Genomic DNA, 17,418 nt, shown 5'->3' with positions numbered 1-17,418 from the left:
TATGAAAACGTACAATACAGGGGACTTCCATGGGCAGGCTGCAGTAGTTTTACTAAAAAAAGTGCTTTGCATCTTCTTAATACTAAATGCAGGCTTACAGTTATCTACATTAGCCCAAAGCAGCGTGAAACCCGTTGTGGATGATGTTTTGATGCCTGTGTTGTCGCTGCGACTGGATGGTTACCTGGCGGGGAAACTGGAGGGGTCCTTAAATAACCGGATCCTGACACAGGATGTAGGCCGGCTTATTGAACCTTTCAAAGCTGAAAACAGGACGGAGACTTTATACTGGCAAAGCGAGTTCTGGGGGAAATGGTTTACATCTGCTGTACTCGCTTACCAGTATCATCCGGACGCCCGGTTAAAAAAAGTACTTGATGCTGCCGCTAATGATTTGCTGTCTACTCAGACACCCGACGGTTATATTGGAAATTATGCTGCGGCAAATCGTTTGCAGCGCTGGGATATCTGGGGAAGGAAATATAGCATGTTGGGCTTGCTCGCTTATTATGAGCTTACAAAAGACAATAGCATGTTAACCGGCGCAATGGGTGTCGCTGATAATCTGCTTAACGATTTAAAGCAGCAGGACAGGATTATTGTTACTAAAGGCAACTATAAAGGGATGGCGGCTTCATCGGTACTGGAACCCATTTGTTTGTTGTACAAATACACTGGCAAGAAGAAATATCTTGATTTTGCGGAAGAGATTGTGAGACAATGGGAGATTCCCGAAGGACCGCAATTATTGAGTAAGGCTAAAGTGAATGTAAGTGAGCGCTTTCCGAAGCCGAAGAATTGGTACAGTGCAGAGCAAGGGCAAAAGGCTTATGAAATGATGTCTTGCTATGAGGGCTTACTGGAGCTTTATCGTTTAACAGGGAATGTTAAGTATAAACAGGCGGTTGAAGATGTCTGGACAAATATTCGCAATACAGAAATCAATATTGCCGGCTCTGGCGCATCGACAGAAATGTGGTTTAATGGTAAGGAGCATCAGCATTTACCGGTTCATCATTACCAGGAAACCTGTGTTGCTGTAACCTGGCTAAAGTTAACTAATCAGTTGCTGAGACTTACAGGAGAAAGTAAATACGCTGATGAAGCGGAGGTGGTTTATTACAATGCTTTACTGGCGGCTATGAGCGCTAATGGAGCTGTATGGGCAAAGTATACGCCTTTAAACGGGCAGCGGTTGCCAGGAAATGAGCAATGTGGAATGGGACTAAATTGTTGTGATGCCAGTGGCCCACGTGGTTTATTCAATTTTCCGCAACACCTGGTGATGGAAAGAAGTGATGGTTTACAGGTTAATCATTTTGCCGGGGGTGAATATCTTGCGAATAGTCCGAAGGGTCAAAAAATTTCAATTATACAAAACACAGATTACCCACAATCAGGAGATATACAGCTGTCGCTGAAATTAGCTAAAGTAGAGGAGTTTACGATGTATTTGCGGGTCCCTGAATGGAGCAGGCAAACAAAAATTAGTGTAAACGGAGTGGAATTGGATAATCTGGTTCCTGGAAGAGCTGTTCCGGTTAAACGGATGTGGAAGTCGGGGGACCTGATCAGCTTAAACTTAGACATGCGTGGCCGGGTTGTAGAAACGGGGACTAAAGTTCAAAGTACGGCCATTATGAGAGGGCCTATTGTTTTGGCCAGAGATTCCAGGTTTGAAGGCATGGGGCTTGAAGCAGTTGTAAAACCGATGGTCGACAAAGATGGTTACATAGAATTGATCAGACACGTGGCTAAACCGGAGGAATATTTCATGAGTTTTAGTGCGCGTTTTATTCCCGAATCTTATACTGAAAAACCTGGCGGGACTATAAACATAACCTTATGTGATTATGCTTCTGCGGGAAATGGAGCTGTGAAATCCTTTTATAAAGTCTGGACACCACAATTATTTAATCCACAGAAAATCCACTCATCAGTAGTATCCTATTGACACCAGTTTATCGCTTTTAATCTAAGTGGCTAAATGTGAAATTAAGCGTATCTTTAAAAAATTATAAATACCCATATATGATTCAGGTAATAAACAGGGCTTTGGATCTCCTTGAATACATTTCTGTAGAGCCTGACGAACCGAAACCTTTAAGTGTAATTGCCTCGCATTTTAATCTGAATGCCGGTACATGTGCCAACATATTAAAAACATTGGTTTCGAGGAAGTATGTAGAGAAAATTGATAAGAAGGGCTATTGCCTGGGCTCTCAGGCTTATCTGTTAACTGGTAATGAAGGTTACCAGAAAGACCTGGTCAGAGCAGCTAAAAGTGAGATGGAGGAATTAACAGCGATTTACAATGAAAATTCGCTGCTTTCTATCCTGGTAAAAGATACGCGTTCAGCCATAGTGAGGATAACCGGAACCAATAATGTGCAGGTAGTCACTTCAAAAGAGAAGAGGGCTTATGATACTGCTTCGGGGAGACTGTTAATTGCAATGTTGCCCGATCCGGAATTGGATGCTTTTATTGTAAAATATGGCCTGCCCATTAAAGGAGAATGGGATGAGGCTAAGAATGAAAAATCTTTGAGAGCGCATCTTCAGGAAATCAGATCCAGAGGGTATGCTAAACAAGTAACTGCAGGAAATATTGTTGGGTTTGCAGTAGCGTTATATGCCAATGAAAAGGTGTTGGCGAGCTTAGCTTTGTACATGCCTGAATACCGGTTTCAGCTGGCAGAAGAAAAGAAAATCGTAGCTGATCTTTTAGCAGCTTCGGCAAAGATTAATAAGAATTTGTCTTAATAATATGGTTTTGATGGGTTATTTTAATTATGGATCAGGTGCTATTATGATTTTATCACTTCAATTTCGCTTTCAAATTTCCCCCCTTCAAATTACGGGCAAAAAAGGAGGCTTTGGCTCCCATATCATCAGCTTCTTTTTCTAAGTTCGGGTTATTATTGATTTGAGTTCCAGAAATGTTTTTTGTGGCTTTGATCCTTCCTTGCTGCTGTTGCACAATATGCCATGCTTCATGAGGTAAATCTTTTTCTTGCCCGGATGCTAAATGGATCTCTGTCCCTTGCGCAAAAACACGGGCTAGTAATTGCGCAGGCTTATCAGAATTATAGTGGACCTTCACATCATCGATACTAATGCCCGAGAGTGCTTCAATGCCTGATTTTAGCTGATCAGGCAGGCTGGTGTTATTTTCTTTTGATTTGTCTGCGTATTCATTCATGATAAAATATTGGTAAAGGTGAATGCTTACGCTCTCCCTTTGGGAGGTCGTAATTTGGAATTCTAATATATTGAAATTTATCAACAGGCAGTAATTTAAAGTTGCAGGTTATTTCTTCAATAGTAGTCCTGGGATAGATGGGGTTACTTTCGAGTATTTTTTTTGAGTTTTTTCGGTAATTTAGGCCTGGAACCTAACGATAAAAAGCGTGGTCTTTAAGCCGCATCATAAAAAATGGTGCGGCTTATTTTTTGAAATAACTAAATGCTTGTCCGCATTTAACAGCAACTGAAATTTAGTTCAGTAAGGAGATTTTAGTATCTATTATCTTTTGCTGATCAGGAGCACTCAATAAATTCTGAGCTAATAAATCATTGAAAAAGACAGAAAATTTCTTTGCTCCTTTAAAATTGAGGTGTTCTAAATCTCCGAATTCATCATCAGTAAGTGGAAAGTTTTTGAAGTCTAAAAAATGGGTGTTTTGATATTTAGTAGCTAATAAATTTTGGAACTCTTTTTCATTATGAATCCCTTTATACTTTTTATGTAATGGACTTCTTAAAAGTACTAGTTTTACTTTTTTGATTTTGCATAAAAGGACAATTCTATCTAAATAAGCTAAATTCTCAATAGGTAATTCTGGTATTTTATTACTGATTGTAGCTGTATCTTTTAATTTAACCAATGAGTCCGTTTTATTTCTAACCAGATACAAATAACCTCCAGTTTTCCTGACGTAATTGTATTCACTTAAAACAATGGTCTTAACATTATTCAGGAGTGTTTTTACCTGTAACTTCAGGAGGTTTTTAGCATTTTTTTTAATCAATAAATTGTGTCCCTGATAATCAATAAATGGAGCATAGAGATGATATCTATGGGATAAAAATAATCCACTCCAGATCCAATCATCCATTTTTTTTCCAATTTCATTGTTTGTAAACTCTAAAAAAACGTATTTAATCTTTTCATTTTGCTGTAGTAGTTGATTAATCTTATAGTAAGAATAGAAATATGATTCCCCGGATTGGGCTATATTAATTGTATTTACAATTAAAGAGTCATTATAAGCACACTCAGCATGTGAATGGCCAATTATTATTTTATCCGTGTGATTTGGGATTTTGAAATTAGATTTATTGAAAATGTAATTTGTTGTCAATAAGATCGTGCTACCTAGTAAAACAAGGAATAGCAAACTGAATTTCGTGAGTTTTAATATAACTTTTTTCATCAGAATGTGTTTGTTTTTTATCGGTTAAGAAATTATCATGCGCATGTTTTTCACGAATTTTTATTTTTTTAAATTGTGTTCAAGAGCTCGAAAGCCTTGTTCATTGCGCTTTGTTAATAGTATGCTAATGATGGTTTCATTATTAAAATTGAAAATAAATAAACTTCTGTTCGGGTCCCACAAAATAGAATATGGCTAACACGACCATGTAATAGGTGCTCCATCTAATTGGTCTAGGCCAATTTAATCCTAATTTGCAAATGGCGTAAGGTTCTTCACGGCCTATCCACTCTATAGCAAGAAATATCAGGATTAAAGTAATTAAATTTAGAGGCATGATCGCCGGTAGGGAAAATAGAGAGGGAGAGCATATGTTTGAAATATAATTTAAAGCAGAACTTAAACTTTCAGATCTGAAGAAGATCCACGCAAAAACAGTCAAACCAAATGTTAAACACATTGAAAAGAATTCTCTGAATGTTGGCAATAGCTTTCCTTGGGCAACTACATCAAGGTGATGTCTATTAGAATTGAATAGAATGGATGGCATAATATACAAAGCATTTAAAAGGCCCCAAACGATGAATGTCCAATTTGCGCCATGCCAAAATCCACTAACAATAAATATGGCGAAAGTATTTCTGACTTTCATCCAGGTGCCGCCCTTACTTCCGCCTAATGGGATATACAAGTAGTCTTTAAACCAGGATGATAAAGAAATGTGCCATCGCCTCCAAAACTCAGCAATGTCTCTTGAAAAATAGGGGAATGCGAAGTTTTTCAATAGTTCTATTCCAAAAAGCCTGGCAGTTCCAAGTGCTATGTCTGAATAGCCAGAGAAGTCACAGTAAATTTGGAATGCAAAAAATATCGCTCCAATAACTAATGTGCTTCCCGTAGCATGTTCTGAATTGCTGAATATGGTATTTACAGCGTCCGCACATAAATCCGCGATAACTATTTTTTTAAATAGTCCCCACAAAATCTGCCTCAACCCATCAATAGATTTTCTATAATCAAAAACTCGTTTCTTTTTAATTTGAGGTAGTAAATGTGTGGCCCGTTCAATCGGACCAGCAACTAGAAGGGGGAAAAAGCTAACAAAAACAGAATAGTCAATAAAGTTCTTTTCTGCCTTAATTCTGCCTTTATATATATCTATAACATAGGATAACCCATGGAAGGTGTAAAATGAAATCCCGACGGGTAATATAACTTTTAATGACCAGGGGTTTACCTGTAAACCAGCATGAGAGATTAATTCCGCAAAAGATTCTATAAAGAAGTTATAATATTTAAAAACACCTAAAAACGCAAGGTTGATAATGACACTTAACCAAAACCAAAATTTTTTAATTTTTTGATTGTTTGCCTGACACATCTTTAACCCTGTAACGTAATCCAATAGGGTTGAAAAAATCAATAGAAATAAAAAGCGCCAATCCCAACAAGCGTAAAAAAAGTAACTCGCTACTAACAATAATGAATTTTGATAAATAAGTTTCTTTTTGTCTAATAACCAATATAGAGTTAGTACAACCGGGAGAAACAAAGCGAAGTTTATCGAATTAAATAACATGATAAATTAGTTTAAGTCTTAAGGTTAGTTTTGGAATGGGTAACGAATATAAATTTATTTTTTCATAAAAAATAGAATGTAAATTTATTTTTACAAAAAATAAATTTTCTTAATATTCTTTTAGAAATCTCTCCTAATTAGTTCTCCTGAACGCAGAAGATTGGCTTAAAGTTTGCGGAATGCGAACTGCAGTCTCTTTATTCAGCGGAAGATAAAAATGACAATGCCTTGATTTTGTAATTATTTGTTTTTGTATTGGATTGATTTTGATCTGTTTAGTCTTTTATGTTAGTCCAGAGTATTGGAAATTGATATATTTTGGATTTGCCAGTCATGGCAATTAATTTTCTGCTTTCAAATATTCATGGCTAAGCCAGTTTGAATATGGATGGTTGATTTCGTGTATCGTTTAACGAAATCTTCAAAATGAGTAATTTAATTAGTAAATGGATTAAACCTCACTAAATTACTATTGCGAAACGGCAAGTGATTTTAATGGTGGCCATGACCTTTTTTTACCCCCGGTTTAAATAGTTATTACGGAGATTCGGGACGATTGGGAGCTGGAGGCTCTACGGATCCCTGAAAGAGCAAGGTTTCTCCACAAGTTTTGGGATTGATCCTGTGAATCCGTGCATATTTTGGAATACCCATAAAAACAGAAAAGCCTGAAATCTTACGATTCCAGGCTTTTTGAATGGTTTTGATGACCATGATGCGGAGAGTGGGGGATTCGAATAAATCGAATTTAAATACTCTTGATCCCGTATTTTATATCTTTTTTGTTCTTAGGACACCTGATTGGGGCACCAGCAAAACAACACAAAATCGCTATTCCTTGTATGATTACAGTTTACACAAAAAAATTGGAAGTAAGCAAATAAAGTGGAGGTTACGGGATGGGTGATCATATCATTACGGAGCTTTCATATAACTTATGTCGGAGTTATTTGATAAACAGCGCTATTTCTTGTGTTTCCAGAACCGCCCCTTACCGTCGGCGATCCATTCCAGGGCTTCATCTATCCTTTTTTGCCGGGTTTGATCGGTCTTAGCATCACTGATCCAGATGATATATTCCTTACGGAAAGAGTTTGACCTGCTTTCAAAGACATCTTTCGCTTTTGGACTGCCTTCCAGAGCATCCTGGAAATAGTCAGGCGTTTCCAATACCTTGGGCTTTTCCACAACAGGTTTTTCTCTTTGAATCTTTACGCCCTTTTCGTTTAGCTGTACCGCCTCCTTAATCATAACAATAAATTCCTGATCAGGGATCAGTTTACTAAACTGCGTTATTTTACCCAATAGCCGCTTGATCGGTTTAAGATCCTTGGCCGCTTTTAGTCGCGAATCGCTCATTAACTCGCCTTTTAAAAAGGTAAACGCGCAATGTCCCTTATGTGCAGCCATCACGCACATATGATCGCCCTTATAATCAAAATGTGGAATGCCCCATTTAATGGCCTCTTCCACATTCGGGCAGTTTTCATGGACAAGCCTGCGCCAATGTTCAAGGATTGGTCTGGCAAAATCTTCTGCCTTAGTGATATAGGCATCTATGGCCGGATCGTAATTCTTATTCTCCATTTCCAAGCGGTTAAGATTGAGCGAACTGACTCATTTCCATATATACCAATTCCCATTTGTGACCGTCGAGATCGGCAAAACTATGCTGGTACATAAAACCGTGATCCTTTGGCTCGGCATAAATCCTGCCGCCCAAAGACCGGGCCTTACTGATAAATTCCTTAACCTCTTCCGCTGAATACGCATCCAATGCGATCAGCACTTCAGTTTGCTGGTTGGCATCACACACACCAGTATCGATAAAAGTTTTGAAATACGTTTCGGTAAGCAACATCACAAAAATGCTTTCACTGACCACCATACAACCAGCCTTATCATCGCTGAACTGCGGATTGAATGAAAAACCCAGGTTTGTGAAAAAATCTACGGATTTGTCCAGATCTTTTACTGGTAGATTGATAAATACTTTGCTTGGCATATAATTAAATTGATATCACAAATAAATGCAGATTAGCACAAAAAAGCTCGGTTGAAATCTTGGATTTACAGGTCAATTTAATTACCTGTGTGTTGCCTGCGGAACGCAGAAGGGGAGAGCCCGGCATGTTTTTTAAAGAACTTACCAAAATTGTTCGGATCAGAAAACTCCAGCTGGTAAGCAATCCTGGAAATCTCCATATCGGTGTACCGGACCAGCGATCTGGCCTCAGTGGCCACACGTTCTGTAATAAAACTCAGTGCATTGCGCCCCGAAACTTGTTTAACAGACTGGGAAAGGTAATTAGCCGTAACCGAAAGTAGGTCTGCGTACTCCTTGACACTACGCTTCTGGATATAATGACTTTCAATCAGCTGGATAAAATCCCGCATCAATACTTGCTGTCTGCCAGCGGGCAGCGCCTTCTGGTTCCTTTTCAGTGCAAACCCCTCCAGATGACACAACAGCCCCAAAAGCTTCAGCCGTGCTTCCAGGTGAGCATCTTTGCCGGACTGTTCATACGCAGAAAAAACAGCTTCAAAATGTGGAGTTAACTCAATAAAAGTATCATGATCAAATCTGAACAGATTGGTGCGGAGCTGATCAAACAGCGTAAACTGCTGGTGAAACCCCGGCCTGAAAAATGAAAAGGCCTCTGGCTTAAAATAAATAATATAACCCACTAAAGCATTATTATGCGCGAAACTATAAACCAGGTTGGGCGAATGGAACACCAGATAGGAATCCGGGTCTTCTACCAACTCCTCACCGTAACTGACATTCACCTTTCCTGAATTGTACAGCAATGCAAAAAAATAAAAGGCACGCCTGAACGGTGGCCGGTATACCGACACCTGCGGCTTATCCAGGGGGTTTAACCTCAGGCAATAGAAAACAGGGTTCTCTGTTCTGTCAGGCCAGGGAATAGAGGCCAGAAAATCATTGATTTCCGTATAAAAGGGAAGTGCTGGTTTCATTTTTTTCATAATTTCTACAAAATGATTGACCGAAAATAGCTTTTTTAAATATTATTTTTTTCCCTCATCTGAACCTTACAGGTGAAAATTATAGTTTTATCTTGCAAAAGTTGAAGCATATTTAGTTACTAAGTATGCAGGTTAACTCCCCAACTTAACATAGTAATTACAATATCTTTTTCCACTTTAATACAAGTTGTTGATTGGCTTAAAATGTTATGAAGTTAAAATCTAATTACGCTGTGACATGATCTGATAATAGTGTTTTGGGCTTCAGTTTTATAAAAATAAAAAAGTGGGAACCAAGTCCTGGATTACTTTCAAACCCTATCCTTCCGCCTTGCCGCTCTATGAACTCCTTGCACAGTACCAGGCCTAAGCCAATTCCCCTTTCGTTATCCGTACCAAATTCAGGTTCGGACTTAATAGAAAAAATATTTCCCTGTTTATCCAGCGGAATACCTTTTCCATTATCGCTAACGCTTATTTTACATTCATTGGATATCACCTCAGCTTTCATAGTAATCTGTCCTCCATGCGAAGTGAATTTCACCGCATTGCTGATCAGGTTGCGTACCACCAGTTGGAGCATATTAACGTCAGCAATCACTTCCAGTGTAGGGGGAATATGATAACTCAGGTATATATCTTTTTTCAAGGCATGCATGCTTTCCATCTCCATTGTACCCTGTATTGTTGTCATCAAATTTACAACAACTAGGTTTACACTTGGACCTTCCATCTGCGACTTAGACCAATGCAACAAATTGGAAAGCATTTCCATAGTATTGTTTGTAGATTTCAGCAATGCCTTTTCTAATACTAGTCGGTCTTCTGGATCCACCACACTTGTATTTAATAACTCCAGGTAGCTTTGTATGTTCATCAGTGGAGTCTTCATGTCGTGTGAAATGATAGACATCAGTGTTTGGACTGCTATTGTCTTTTCTTCCGTAGCTTTTCGCTCTTTATCATAACTCCGCCTCATGAATTTAATGACGATGTAAATTGTGATTACAGGTATAGGAAACGCAGTAATCCGGTCAATAAACTGTCCTCGACCGGCAGTAAAGGGGTATTTCACCAAAAAAGGGTAGTAATATTCAAGAACATGCAATACCAGGAAGCACGACAAATAGACAATTAACCATTTGATGTGTTGCTGATACGGAGAAATTGCAAATACCAATAACAGGTAAGCGGGCCATATCAGGTCGGTAGACCCATTAATTCCCGAATTAGAAAAATAGTTAATCCCTAAAATTAAAACGCCTATTAAACCGAATAATGTACTGTTATGTGCTTTGCCATGAAATCTAGAATAATAATACTGATGCAAAAAGAACAAACCAATTATAAAAGTGGACAGTGCTGCAACATAAAGATTTGCATATATATCATATGGCACATATAAACAGGCCAAAGCGATCAGACCAATACAGATAGAATGAAATATTCTACTTTCTAAAGAGAACATTGATGGACTCCCTATCAGCTTAACCCAGAAAGCATTTTTTTTTGAAAAGTAATCATTAAGAATACTGAAGTTGGATTTTGGCATGAAAAATATAAGCTAAATGGCTGTCAAATCTAGCACTATAGTTTGCAAAAACCTACGCCTTTTTACGGCTAAATAGTATTCTTCTGGAATATAGCTGCTAATGCCATCATCGCTATTCTTTATTTCTATATAGAAATAAAGAATTAACATCAAGTGTCGCTTTTGGATAAATTACATTAATGATTTAGTCGCAGGAAGCGAAAAGCTCTATCTTGTAGTGGCGATGGTTTATATTTCACTAAATGTGGTTGCCCCCCCCCTTTGGTGGTTATGCTTATTTCCAAAACAAAAAATCCTGCTAATCTTTCGATTGCAGGATTTTAGTAGGTTTTGATACCTTAGCGGAGAGTGGGGGATTCGAACCCGCGGACCCTTTGACAAGTCAACAGTTTTCAAGACTGCCGCAATCGACCACTCTGCCAACTCTCCGAGACAAAAGTACGAACTCAAGCCGGTTCTGCAAATTCTGAATATCATTATTTAATGAAATATTTATAACGAACTAAAACTGAGTAGCTTTATTTTTGATCACTTCAGGTTTTTAGTCGAAAAGTGTTGGAATTATCAGCTCATTGTACGGTTTAATGAGTTCTATACCCTTATTTGGGTCCTTTTTCGTGGAAACTTTATTTACTTTTTTGCTAACCTGGGTCCGGTTCATCAAATGATCAGGGTAAGGTTTGCACATTTCCAGCAATTGTTCTACACTAAGCTTTTTATTTAGCCATCTTAACTCCTCATTTCGGTGCAGGATGACCGGCATTCTTTGTTTATCATGAATTTCTCCGACAGTCTTGTTGGCTACGGTGGTCATAATCCCAAAAGTTCTGTACTTTTCACCGGTTTCCGGGTTCAGCCATTGGCTCCATAATCCTGCGAAGCAGAAAGTTTTCCGTTCATTGGTAAAGCGGTATGGTCTTTTGTCGGTATCTGTAATCTTTTGCCATTCATAAAAGCTATCTGCAATGATTAAACAGGTTTTACGATGTTTCATTAAAGGGGCATAGGTTTTCTTTTCCATGACCTCCTCAGAACGAATATTCCAGGTGTCAAAAGTAAGCACATTGCTGCTGGCAGTATGAGGGACAATGCCGAACGACATTTGCTGAATAAGATCAGGCTCATCGGAAGTGATCACCAGACCACCATCGGTGATGGCAATATTGGCATCTGGTTCATAGGCACCAATAAGTTGATACGGATTATTCTTTAAAATCTCTTTCTCTTCGGCTGTTAGGGTATATCTTGCGCACATAATTTAGGGTGGCAAAGCTATCTTATTTCTGTTTATTCTCAAAAACTGATAAGAAGAGCTGGTTCCTGATAATAAACGACCATAATGAGCGTTTTTTACAGTTTTTTGTTTGGATAAATAGGAAATAGTATGAAAAATGTTACATTAGAGGAGGGGAGATAGATTAACATGTCAGTGTATAGTAAGCATTCAGATTCTGAACTGGTCGCTTTATTGCGTTTGGGCAACAGGGCCGCGTATACGGAAATTTATAAAAGATACACGGCTATTTTATATAGCCATGCTTATGCAAAACTTCAGGATCGTGAGGAAGCCAGAGATGTGATTCAGGAGTTGTTTACAGTGTTATGGCTGAAGAGAGAAGATATTGCCATTGAAACTAATTTGCCGGGATACCTTTATTGTGCGGTTAGAAACAGGGTTTTAAATACCATATCACATAGAAGAGTGGAATCCAGTTACTTTTCCCAACTCCAGGACAGCATTCATGAATATGAATCTGTAACCGATCACCGCGTCCGCGAAAAGGAACTCATCCAATTAATAGAAAAGGAAATTGCCGGTTTGCCGCTAAAAATGCGGGAAGTATTTGAATTGAGCCGCAAGAATAACCTTTCCCGTAAAGAAATTGCCACCCAACTTAACCTATCTGAAAAAACGGTAAAGAATCAAATCAATAATGCCCTGAAGGTGTTACGTGTAAAAATGGAAGATTTTTTTTTCATTTTCATCTAGGCCCCCCGCCCGGGTTAAGTGTCTTGTTTTTAATTAGGCGTTAATCCGATCTCTATGCAAAGTGGCAAACTAAAAGAATTATTAAGCAGATACCTCTCCAATGATTGTACGGCAGCCGAAAAAGCTTTTGTAGAAACCTGGTATAATAAATATGATACGCTGAACCCTATGAAATTGTCGGAGGCCGAAATGGAGGCTGATGTGGATGCGATTCAGAAAGTTTTGAGTCGTGTAGGAGGGCAATCACATCGTTTAATTCTTTGGAGCCGGATTTCTGCTGCAGCCTTAGTCATATTGAGCTTGTCGGCCCTGCTATATCTTTATTTCCCTGGAAAGCAAAGCCCGGATTATGCGCATCATACAGAAGCAGATATAAAGGCCGGTGGAGATAAAGCGGTGCTGACCCTTTCTGATGGTTCCAAAATTAGCTTAACGGATATAAAAAGCGGAGAGATCGCCGTTCAATCCGGACTAAAAATTTCTAAATCTGAGGACGGACAAATTGTCTATAGCTCCGTTGCAAAGTCGAAAACAAATCAGGGGCAACAGGCTCCGGAATACAATACTATAGAAACACCCAGAGGTGGAAAGTTTCAGATTTTATTACCTGATGGTAGCCTCGTATGGTTAGACGCCGCATCTTCCTTAAAATACCCGGTCGTATTTGCGGGTAAGGAACGTAAGGTCGAATTAAGCGGTCAGGCGTACTTTGAAGTCGCAAAAAGTAAAGGAAAATCTTTTAAAGTACTTAGCGCCAATCAGGAAGTTGAAGTATTGGGTACACATTTTAATGTGAATGCTTATGCCAATCAACCTTCAGTAATCACTACACTGTTAGAAGGAAGTGTAAATGTTAATTTAAAAAACTCAAAAAACTCAAAAAGCGGAAAACGTTTAAAACCCGGACAACAGGCTGCATTAACCGGGCAGCTTTTTCAGGTGGAGGAAGTGGATGTGGAGCAGGCAGTAGCCTGGAAGAACGGTTATTTTGCATTTGAGAGAGATGATGTACGCACGGTGCTCAATAAACTTGAACGCTGGTATGATGTAGAAATCAGTTCCGAAGGAACATTTGATGACATTAAAATAGGGGGGAAGATCTCCCGCACTAAAAGTCTTTCAGAAGTACTCAGGGTACTTCAATTAACCAGGAAAATTAAATTTAAGACTGAAGGAAGGAGGATTATAGCTATGCCTTAATTCTACTATGAATGGTTCATAAAAGAACCAGGAGCGTTGACGCGCCCCCGGTCTCTGATTTATGGGTCGTTGTCTGTAAATACATTGTATTAAACAAAGTTATCAACCTAACGCGATAAGGAGGGAACCTGGAGTTGTTCTCTTTATCATGAACCCAAACTTACCAAATGTATGAAATTGTACGACTTTAACTCGTATAGGAATTCCTATGTGAAAAATAAAATTCTTCTAACCATGAAACTTTCTCTAGCCTTCGTGCTATTGTTCATGTTTCAGCTGAATGCTTCTACTCTGGCACAAAAAAAAGTAACCCTGTCGGAGAAAAATGTCACCTTAGAAAAGGTGCTGAAAGCAATCACCAAACAAACAGGCTATGACCTGGTGTTTATCGCAACAGATATATCTACTGCAAAACCAGTTACGATTAATGTACGCAATGCCGGCATGGAAGATGCCCTGAATTTGTGTTTTCTGGACCAGCCATTTGAGTATTCTCTGGATACGAAAACTTTAGTGGTGCAGGAAAAAATTAAAACCAAACCACAAGCTAAAACGCAAATGTTCATCGCTGAGCCGATCTCCGGAAAGGTAATTGATGAAACCGGGCAACCTTTGCCTGGTGCTTCTATTAAGGAAATCGGGACTAGCAATTCAGTTCAAACCAATAATAAAGGTGAATTTAAAATCAATGTAGCTGGCCCGGAATCTTCTATTTCGGTAACCTTTGTCGGTTATGTCAGCAAAACCTTAAAAGTAGGTACCCAGAAAGTGTTCAGCATTAAATTGGAACCTAATCCAAATATGTTGAAAGATGCGGTCGTGATCGGTTATCAAACCGTTTCCCGCCGGACTTCCACTGCTGCCGTATCTACGGTTACCGCTAAAGATATCGAGAATCTGCCTTCGCCAAGTTTTGATCAGCTACTACAAGGGAAAGTGGCCGGAGTAAATATCCAAAACTATTCTGGTGAGCCGGGGTCCAGACCAACCTTTACCGTACGTGGAAATACAGCAATGAGCAGAAGCGTAAATTCTGTGAATGCCTTGAGTAGCCCGCTTTTTATTATCGATGGAGTTCCTGTTTCTTACGATGATATCTCTAGCTTTTCCGATGTGACACAAACCAACTTTATCGCAGGGATCAATCCCAATGACATTGAAAGTATTGATGTGTTAAAGGATGCAGCTTCGGCCTCTATCTACGGATCAAGAGGGGCAAATGGGGTAGTAGTCGTGAAAACGAAAAGAGGTAAAATCGGAGAAAAACCGAAAATCAATGCGAATTTTTATACCGGCCTTTCTATGCGGGCAAATTCTGAAGTTTACTACGTAGGTGCAGAAGAACGCAGATATAAAATGGACTACCTGAATTCTCTGGGCAACTATGAGCAGTTATCAACGCTTCCTTTGCTCTTAACGGATAGTTTGAATCCTGCCTTCAACAATAAAACAGATTGGCAAGGGCTTTTCTTTCAAACTGCAAAGATTTACAATGCTGATGCTTCTGTTTATGGAGGAAGTGAAAATGTAAGCTATCGTTTAAGCGGTAACTATTATAATGAAGAGGGAATTGTGAAGTCAACAGGCTTTAAACGTTATAACCTGGCCGCGAGTATGGGCTATAAAATGACGCCAAAATTGAATGTTGATCTTTCCTTTCGCGTATCAAGAACCGACAGGTCAAGAGGTAGGGGGGTAATTCCTAATCCGGATGCCGATTATACCAATCCTTTACCCATCAACAGTGGTGCCTTCCCATCTTCTTTATTCCAGTTGAGCCATGCCGATAGTCTTAATTTTGTTGGCCAATATGACCTGGCAAAAGATAAAAATATTAATGATGATATCGCTACAAGCATCTCTCTAAACTATGAATTTACACCGAATTTAAAGTTTGTCAGTCAGGGGTCCTTATTGCTTTCCAGTTCTACACGTGATCTTTTCAGACCAAGTGCGCTGGATGCAGATGGTACTTTCTATAGCTACTCGATGAATTCTAAATTTCAGAATTATAATATTGACAATACCTTGAATTATAACCTGAACGTACTGGACGACCATCATTTTAATTTCCTGGTGGGTAACACCATCAATTATATCAATGTAGGTTATACTGGTGTTGGAGGATTCGGAATAGGAAACAATTCCATATCCACTGTAAATGCAATTAAGCCAGGTGATTATGATAAGAATTATACGCGTTCCAGCAATAAACAAGCTGGTTTATTGTCATTCTTCGGACGTGTAAATTATGATTATAAATCCAGATATCTATTCTCTGCTTCCCTGAGAACGGATGCTTCTTCGCGTTTTGGTAAAAACAACCGTTGGGCTTATTTCCCTGCAGTTTCGGCAGGCTGGATCATTTCTGATGAGGCCTTTATGTCGAAAACAAAATCCTGGATCAGTATGCTGAAAATCAGGGGTAGTTTCGGCGTCAGCGGAAATTTACCGGATGATTTCTATGCACCTTATAATTCCTACCTGGTTGGGGAAGGAAACCTGCAACCAGGCGGCAATACCTATACCTATAACAACACAACGATCATCAATCATAATCCTAAATCAGTTACTCAAGACAATCTGACCTGGGAAAGAGCGCTACAAGGCAATATCGGTATTGATGCCGATTTCTTCAATAACAGGATTAATGTAGTAGCTGATGTCTATAACCGAAATACCAAGGATATCTTCTTTAACCTTAAACAGCCAGCTACAAGTGGTTATGATGAGGTGTTCACCAACTCTGTTGGGGTAAGAAACGTTGGCCTGGAGTTTAATATCGCTGGTAAAGTCTTCTCTCCTGAAAAGAGTTTCCAATGGACGCCACGTTTGATTATGTCTGTGAACAAGAATCAGATCACTAAGCTTCCGGATGGAAACAGAGATATCGTGATTGATTACAATGGAACCACTTATATTTTATCTAAAGGACGCCCGATTAATGAGTTCTATCAGGTGAAATCTAATGGGGTTTATTCTACAGCAGGAGATGTTCCATTTGATCCGAGAACAGGTAACCTGATTACTTACTGGGATGGTTCAGTGGTTGCCGGACCAGGTACTTACCGTTGGATTGATCAGAATGGTGATTATGATGTCTGGGACAGAAATGACCTGGTAAGAACCGGTGATCCAAATCCAAAAATAACAGGTGGTTTCAGTAATACCGTAACCTATAAAAACTTCTCATTAGAAGTATTTACCTCTTTTTCATTGGGTAGAGATGTTTACAATACTTACGTAGCGTCTTTATTAACCAATTACAAACAAATCGGGAATTTCTATGGTCAGGGATTAATCGACTTAAGCAAGCTTTCTATCTGGCGTAATCCGGGAGATAATGCAGCTTATGCAGACATCAATCCTTATAAAAGCTATTACTATCAGTTCAATACATTCTCTTCTGCTTATATGGAAGACGGAAGTTATGCCCGCATCAAGTACATCAATCTTGGTTATAGATTTCCGGCAGAATGGTTGAAAAAGGCTAAAATAAATGCTTTACAGGTATATGGAATTATTGATAATGTGTACACGTTTCAGAAATCAAACTTACCTGATGTAGAGGCTGTAGACGCATTGGGAATTTATAACGGTAATGGATATCCTTTGCCTAGAAAATTCACTTTAGGAGTTAGAGCCACATTTTAATCACCATTAGAATCAA

13 protein-coding genes and 1 tRNA gene are annotated in these 17,418 nt (G+C 38.9%); 5 read left to right on the top strand and 9 right to left on the bottom strand.

Annotated features, from left to right (window positions below; genetic code table 11):
* Position 1: 1 nt before the first annotated feature.
* A complete protein-coding gene (locus OQX61_RS02595; RefSeq protein WP_265840091.1) occupies positions 2 to 1,954 on the top strand; it encodes a beta-L-arabinofuranosidase domain-containing protein in 1,953 nt (650 codons plus the stop codon).
* A gap of 77 nt (positions 1,955 to 2,031) precedes the next feature.
* A complete protein-coding gene (locus OQX61_RS02590; RefSeq protein WP_265840090.1) occupies positions 2,032 to 2,763 on the top strand; it encodes an IclR family transcriptional regulator C-terminal domain-containing protein in 732 nt (243 codons plus the stop codon).
* 55 nt (positions 2,764 to 2,818) lie between these two features.
* Here the strand turns inward: OQX61_RS02590 and OQX61_RS02585 are convergent, their stop codons facing one another.
* The 9 genes from OQX61_RS02585 to OQX61_RS02545 all read right to left on the bottom strand — a co-directional run bounded on the left by OQX61_RS02585 (position 2,819) and on the right by OQX61_RS02545 (position 11,813).
* Positions 2,819 to 3,202 (bottom strand): DUF4157 domain-containing protein, encoded by a 384-nt coding sequence (locus OQX61_RS02585; protein ID WP_265840089.1) that lies wholly within the window; start codon positions 3,200 to 3,202, stop codon positions 2,819 to 2,821.
* 295 nt (positions 3,203 to 3,497) lie between these two features.
* A complete protein-coding gene (locus OQX61_RS02580; protein ID WP_265840088.1) occupies positions 3,498 to 4,436 on the bottom strand; it encodes a hypothetical protein in 939 nt (312 codons plus the stop codon).
* Positions 4,437 to 4,578: 142 nt separating this feature from the next.
* Positions 4,579 to 6,015, bottom strand: coding sequence for an MBOAT family O-acyltransferase (locus OQX61_RS02575; protein ID WP_265840087.1), 1,437 nt, complete (start codon positions 6,013 to 6,015; stop codon positions 4,579 to 4,581).
* A gap of 963 nt (positions 6,016 to 6,978) precedes the next feature.
* On the bottom strand, positions 6,979 to 7,602 hold the full coding sequence (locus OQX61_RS02570; protein ID WP_265840086.1) for a YdeI/OmpD-associated family protein: 624 nt from the start codon (positions 7,600 to 7,602) through the stop codon (positions 6,979 to 6,981).
* Between the two features lie 10 nt (positions 7,603 to 7,612).
* Positions 7,613 to 8,020, bottom strand: coding sequence for a VOC family protein (locus tag OQX61_RS02565; protein ID WP_265840085.1), 408 nt, complete (start codon positions 8,018 to 8,020; stop codon positions 7,613 to 7,615).
* Positions 8,021 to 8,097: 77 nt separating this feature from the next.
* On the bottom strand, positions 8,098 to 9,006 hold the full coding sequence (locus OQX61_RS02560) for a helix-turn-helix domain-containing protein (protein ID WP_265840084.1): 909 nt from the start codon (positions 9,004 to 9,006) through the stop codon (positions 8,098 to 8,100).
* 226 nt (positions 9,007 to 9,232) lie between these two features.
* On the bottom strand, positions 9,233 to 10,558 hold the full coding sequence (locus tag OQX61_RS02555) for a HAMP domain-containing sensor histidine kinase (protein WP_265840083.1): 1,326 nt from the start codon (positions 10,556 to 10,558) through the stop codon (positions 9,233 to 9,235).
* Positions 10,559 to 10,900: 342 nt separating this feature from the next.
* Positions 10,901 to 10,987 (bottom strand) — tRNA-Ser (locus OQX61_RS02550).
* Between the two features lie 112 nt (positions 10,988 to 11,099).
* A complete protein-coding gene (locus tag OQX61_RS02545; RefSeq protein ID WP_265840082.1) occupies positions 11,100 to 11,813 on the bottom strand; it encodes an SOS response-associated peptidase in 714 nt (237 codons plus the stop codon).
* Between the two features lie 168 nt (positions 11,814 to 11,981).
* Here OQX61_RS02545 and OQX61_RS02540 point away from each other — a divergent pair, with 168 nt between their 5' ends.
* From OQX61_RS02540 to OQX61_RS02530, 3 genes are all read left to right on the top strand, one after another.
* The gene (locus OQX61_RS02540; protein ID WP_265840081.1) at positions 11,982 to 12,548 is read left to right on the top strand and encodes an RNA polymerase sigma-70 factor; all 567 of its coding nucleotides are present in this window, start codon (positions 11,982 to 11,984) and stop codon (positions 12,546 to 12,548) included.
* A 54-nt stretch (positions 12,549 to 12,602) separates the two neighbouring features.
* The gene (locus tag OQX61_RS02535; RefSeq protein ID WP_265840080.1) at positions 12,603 to 13,748 is read left to right on the top strand and encodes a FecR family protein; all 1,146 of its coding nucleotides are present in this window, start codon (positions 12,603 to 12,605) and stop codon (positions 13,746 to 13,748) included.
* Between the two features lie 234 nt (positions 13,749 to 13,982).
* Entirely contained in the window at positions 13,983 to 17,402 is a 3,420-nt protein-coding gene (locus OQX61_RS02530) for a SusC/RagA family TonB-linked outer membrane protein (protein WP_265840079.1), read from the top strand.
* Positions 17,403 to 17,418 lie beyond the last annotated feature (16 nt).

Source organism: Pedobacter sp. PLR (assembly GCF_026239675.1).
Taxonomy (GTDB): domain Bacteria; phylum Bacteroidota; class Bacteroidia; order Sphingobacteriales; family Sphingobacteriaceae; genus Pedobacter.
Note: the sequence above shows the minus strand (reverse complement) of the source record. Positions and strands in the feature narration are given on the sequence as shown.

What these genes read in the sequence shown, in the direction of transcription:
- OQX61_RS02595 (WP_265840091.1), top strand. Translation starts at nt 2, where the DNA reads ATGAAAACGTACAATACAGGGGACTTCCATGGGCAGGCTGCAGTAGTT.
- OQX61_RS02590 (WP_265840090.1), top strand. Translation starts at nt 2,032, where the DNA reads ATGATTCAGGTAATAAACAGGGCTTTGGATCTCCTTGAATACATTTCT.
- OQX61_RS02585 (WP_265840089.1), bottom strand. Translation starts at nt 3,202, where the DNA reads ATGAATGAATACGCAGACAAATCAAAAGAAAATAACACCAGCCTGCCT.
- OQX61_RS02580 (WP_265840088.1), bottom strand. Translation starts at nt 4,436, where the DNA reads ATGAAAAAAGTTATATTAAAACTCACGAAATTCAGTTTGCTATTCCTT.
- OQX61_RS02575 (WP_265840087.1), bottom strand. Translation starts at nt 6,015, where the DNA reads ATGTTATTTAATTCGATAAACTTCGCTTTGTTTCTCCCGGTTGTACTA.
- OQX61_RS02570 (WP_265840086.1), bottom strand. Translation starts at nt 7,602, where the DNA reads ATGGAGAATAAGAATTACGATCCGGCCATAGATGCCTATATCACTAAG.
- OQX61_RS02565 (WP_265840085.1), bottom strand. Translation starts at nt 8,020, where the DNA reads ATGCCAAGCAAAGTATTTATCAATCTACCAGTAAAAGATCTGGACAAA.
- OQX61_RS02560 (WP_265840084.1), bottom strand. Translation starts at nt 9,006, where the DNA reads ATGAAAAAAATGAAACCAGCACTTCCCTTTTATACGGAAATCAATGAT.
- OQX61_RS02555 (WP_265840083.1), bottom strand. Translation starts at nt 10,558, where the DNA reads ATGCCAAAATCCAACTTCAGTATTCTTAATGATTACTTTTCAAAAAAA.
- OQX61_RS02545 (WP_265840082.1), bottom strand. Translation starts at nt 11,813, where the DNA reads ATGTGCGCAAGATATACCCTAACAGCCGAAGAGAAAGAGATTTTAAAG.
- OQX61_RS02540 (WP_265840081.1), top strand. Translation starts at nt 11,982, where the DNA reads ATGTCAGTGTATAGTAAGCATTCAGATTCTGAACTGGTCGCTTTATTG.
- OQX61_RS02535 (WP_265840080.1), top strand. Translation starts at nt 12,603, where the DNA reads ATGCAAAGTGGCAAACTAAAAGAATTATTAAGCAGATACCTCTCCAAT.
- OQX61_RS02530 (WP_265840079.1), top strand. Translation starts at nt 13,983, where the DNA reads ATGAAACTTTCTCTAGCCTTCGTGCTATTGTTCATGTTTCAGCTGAAT.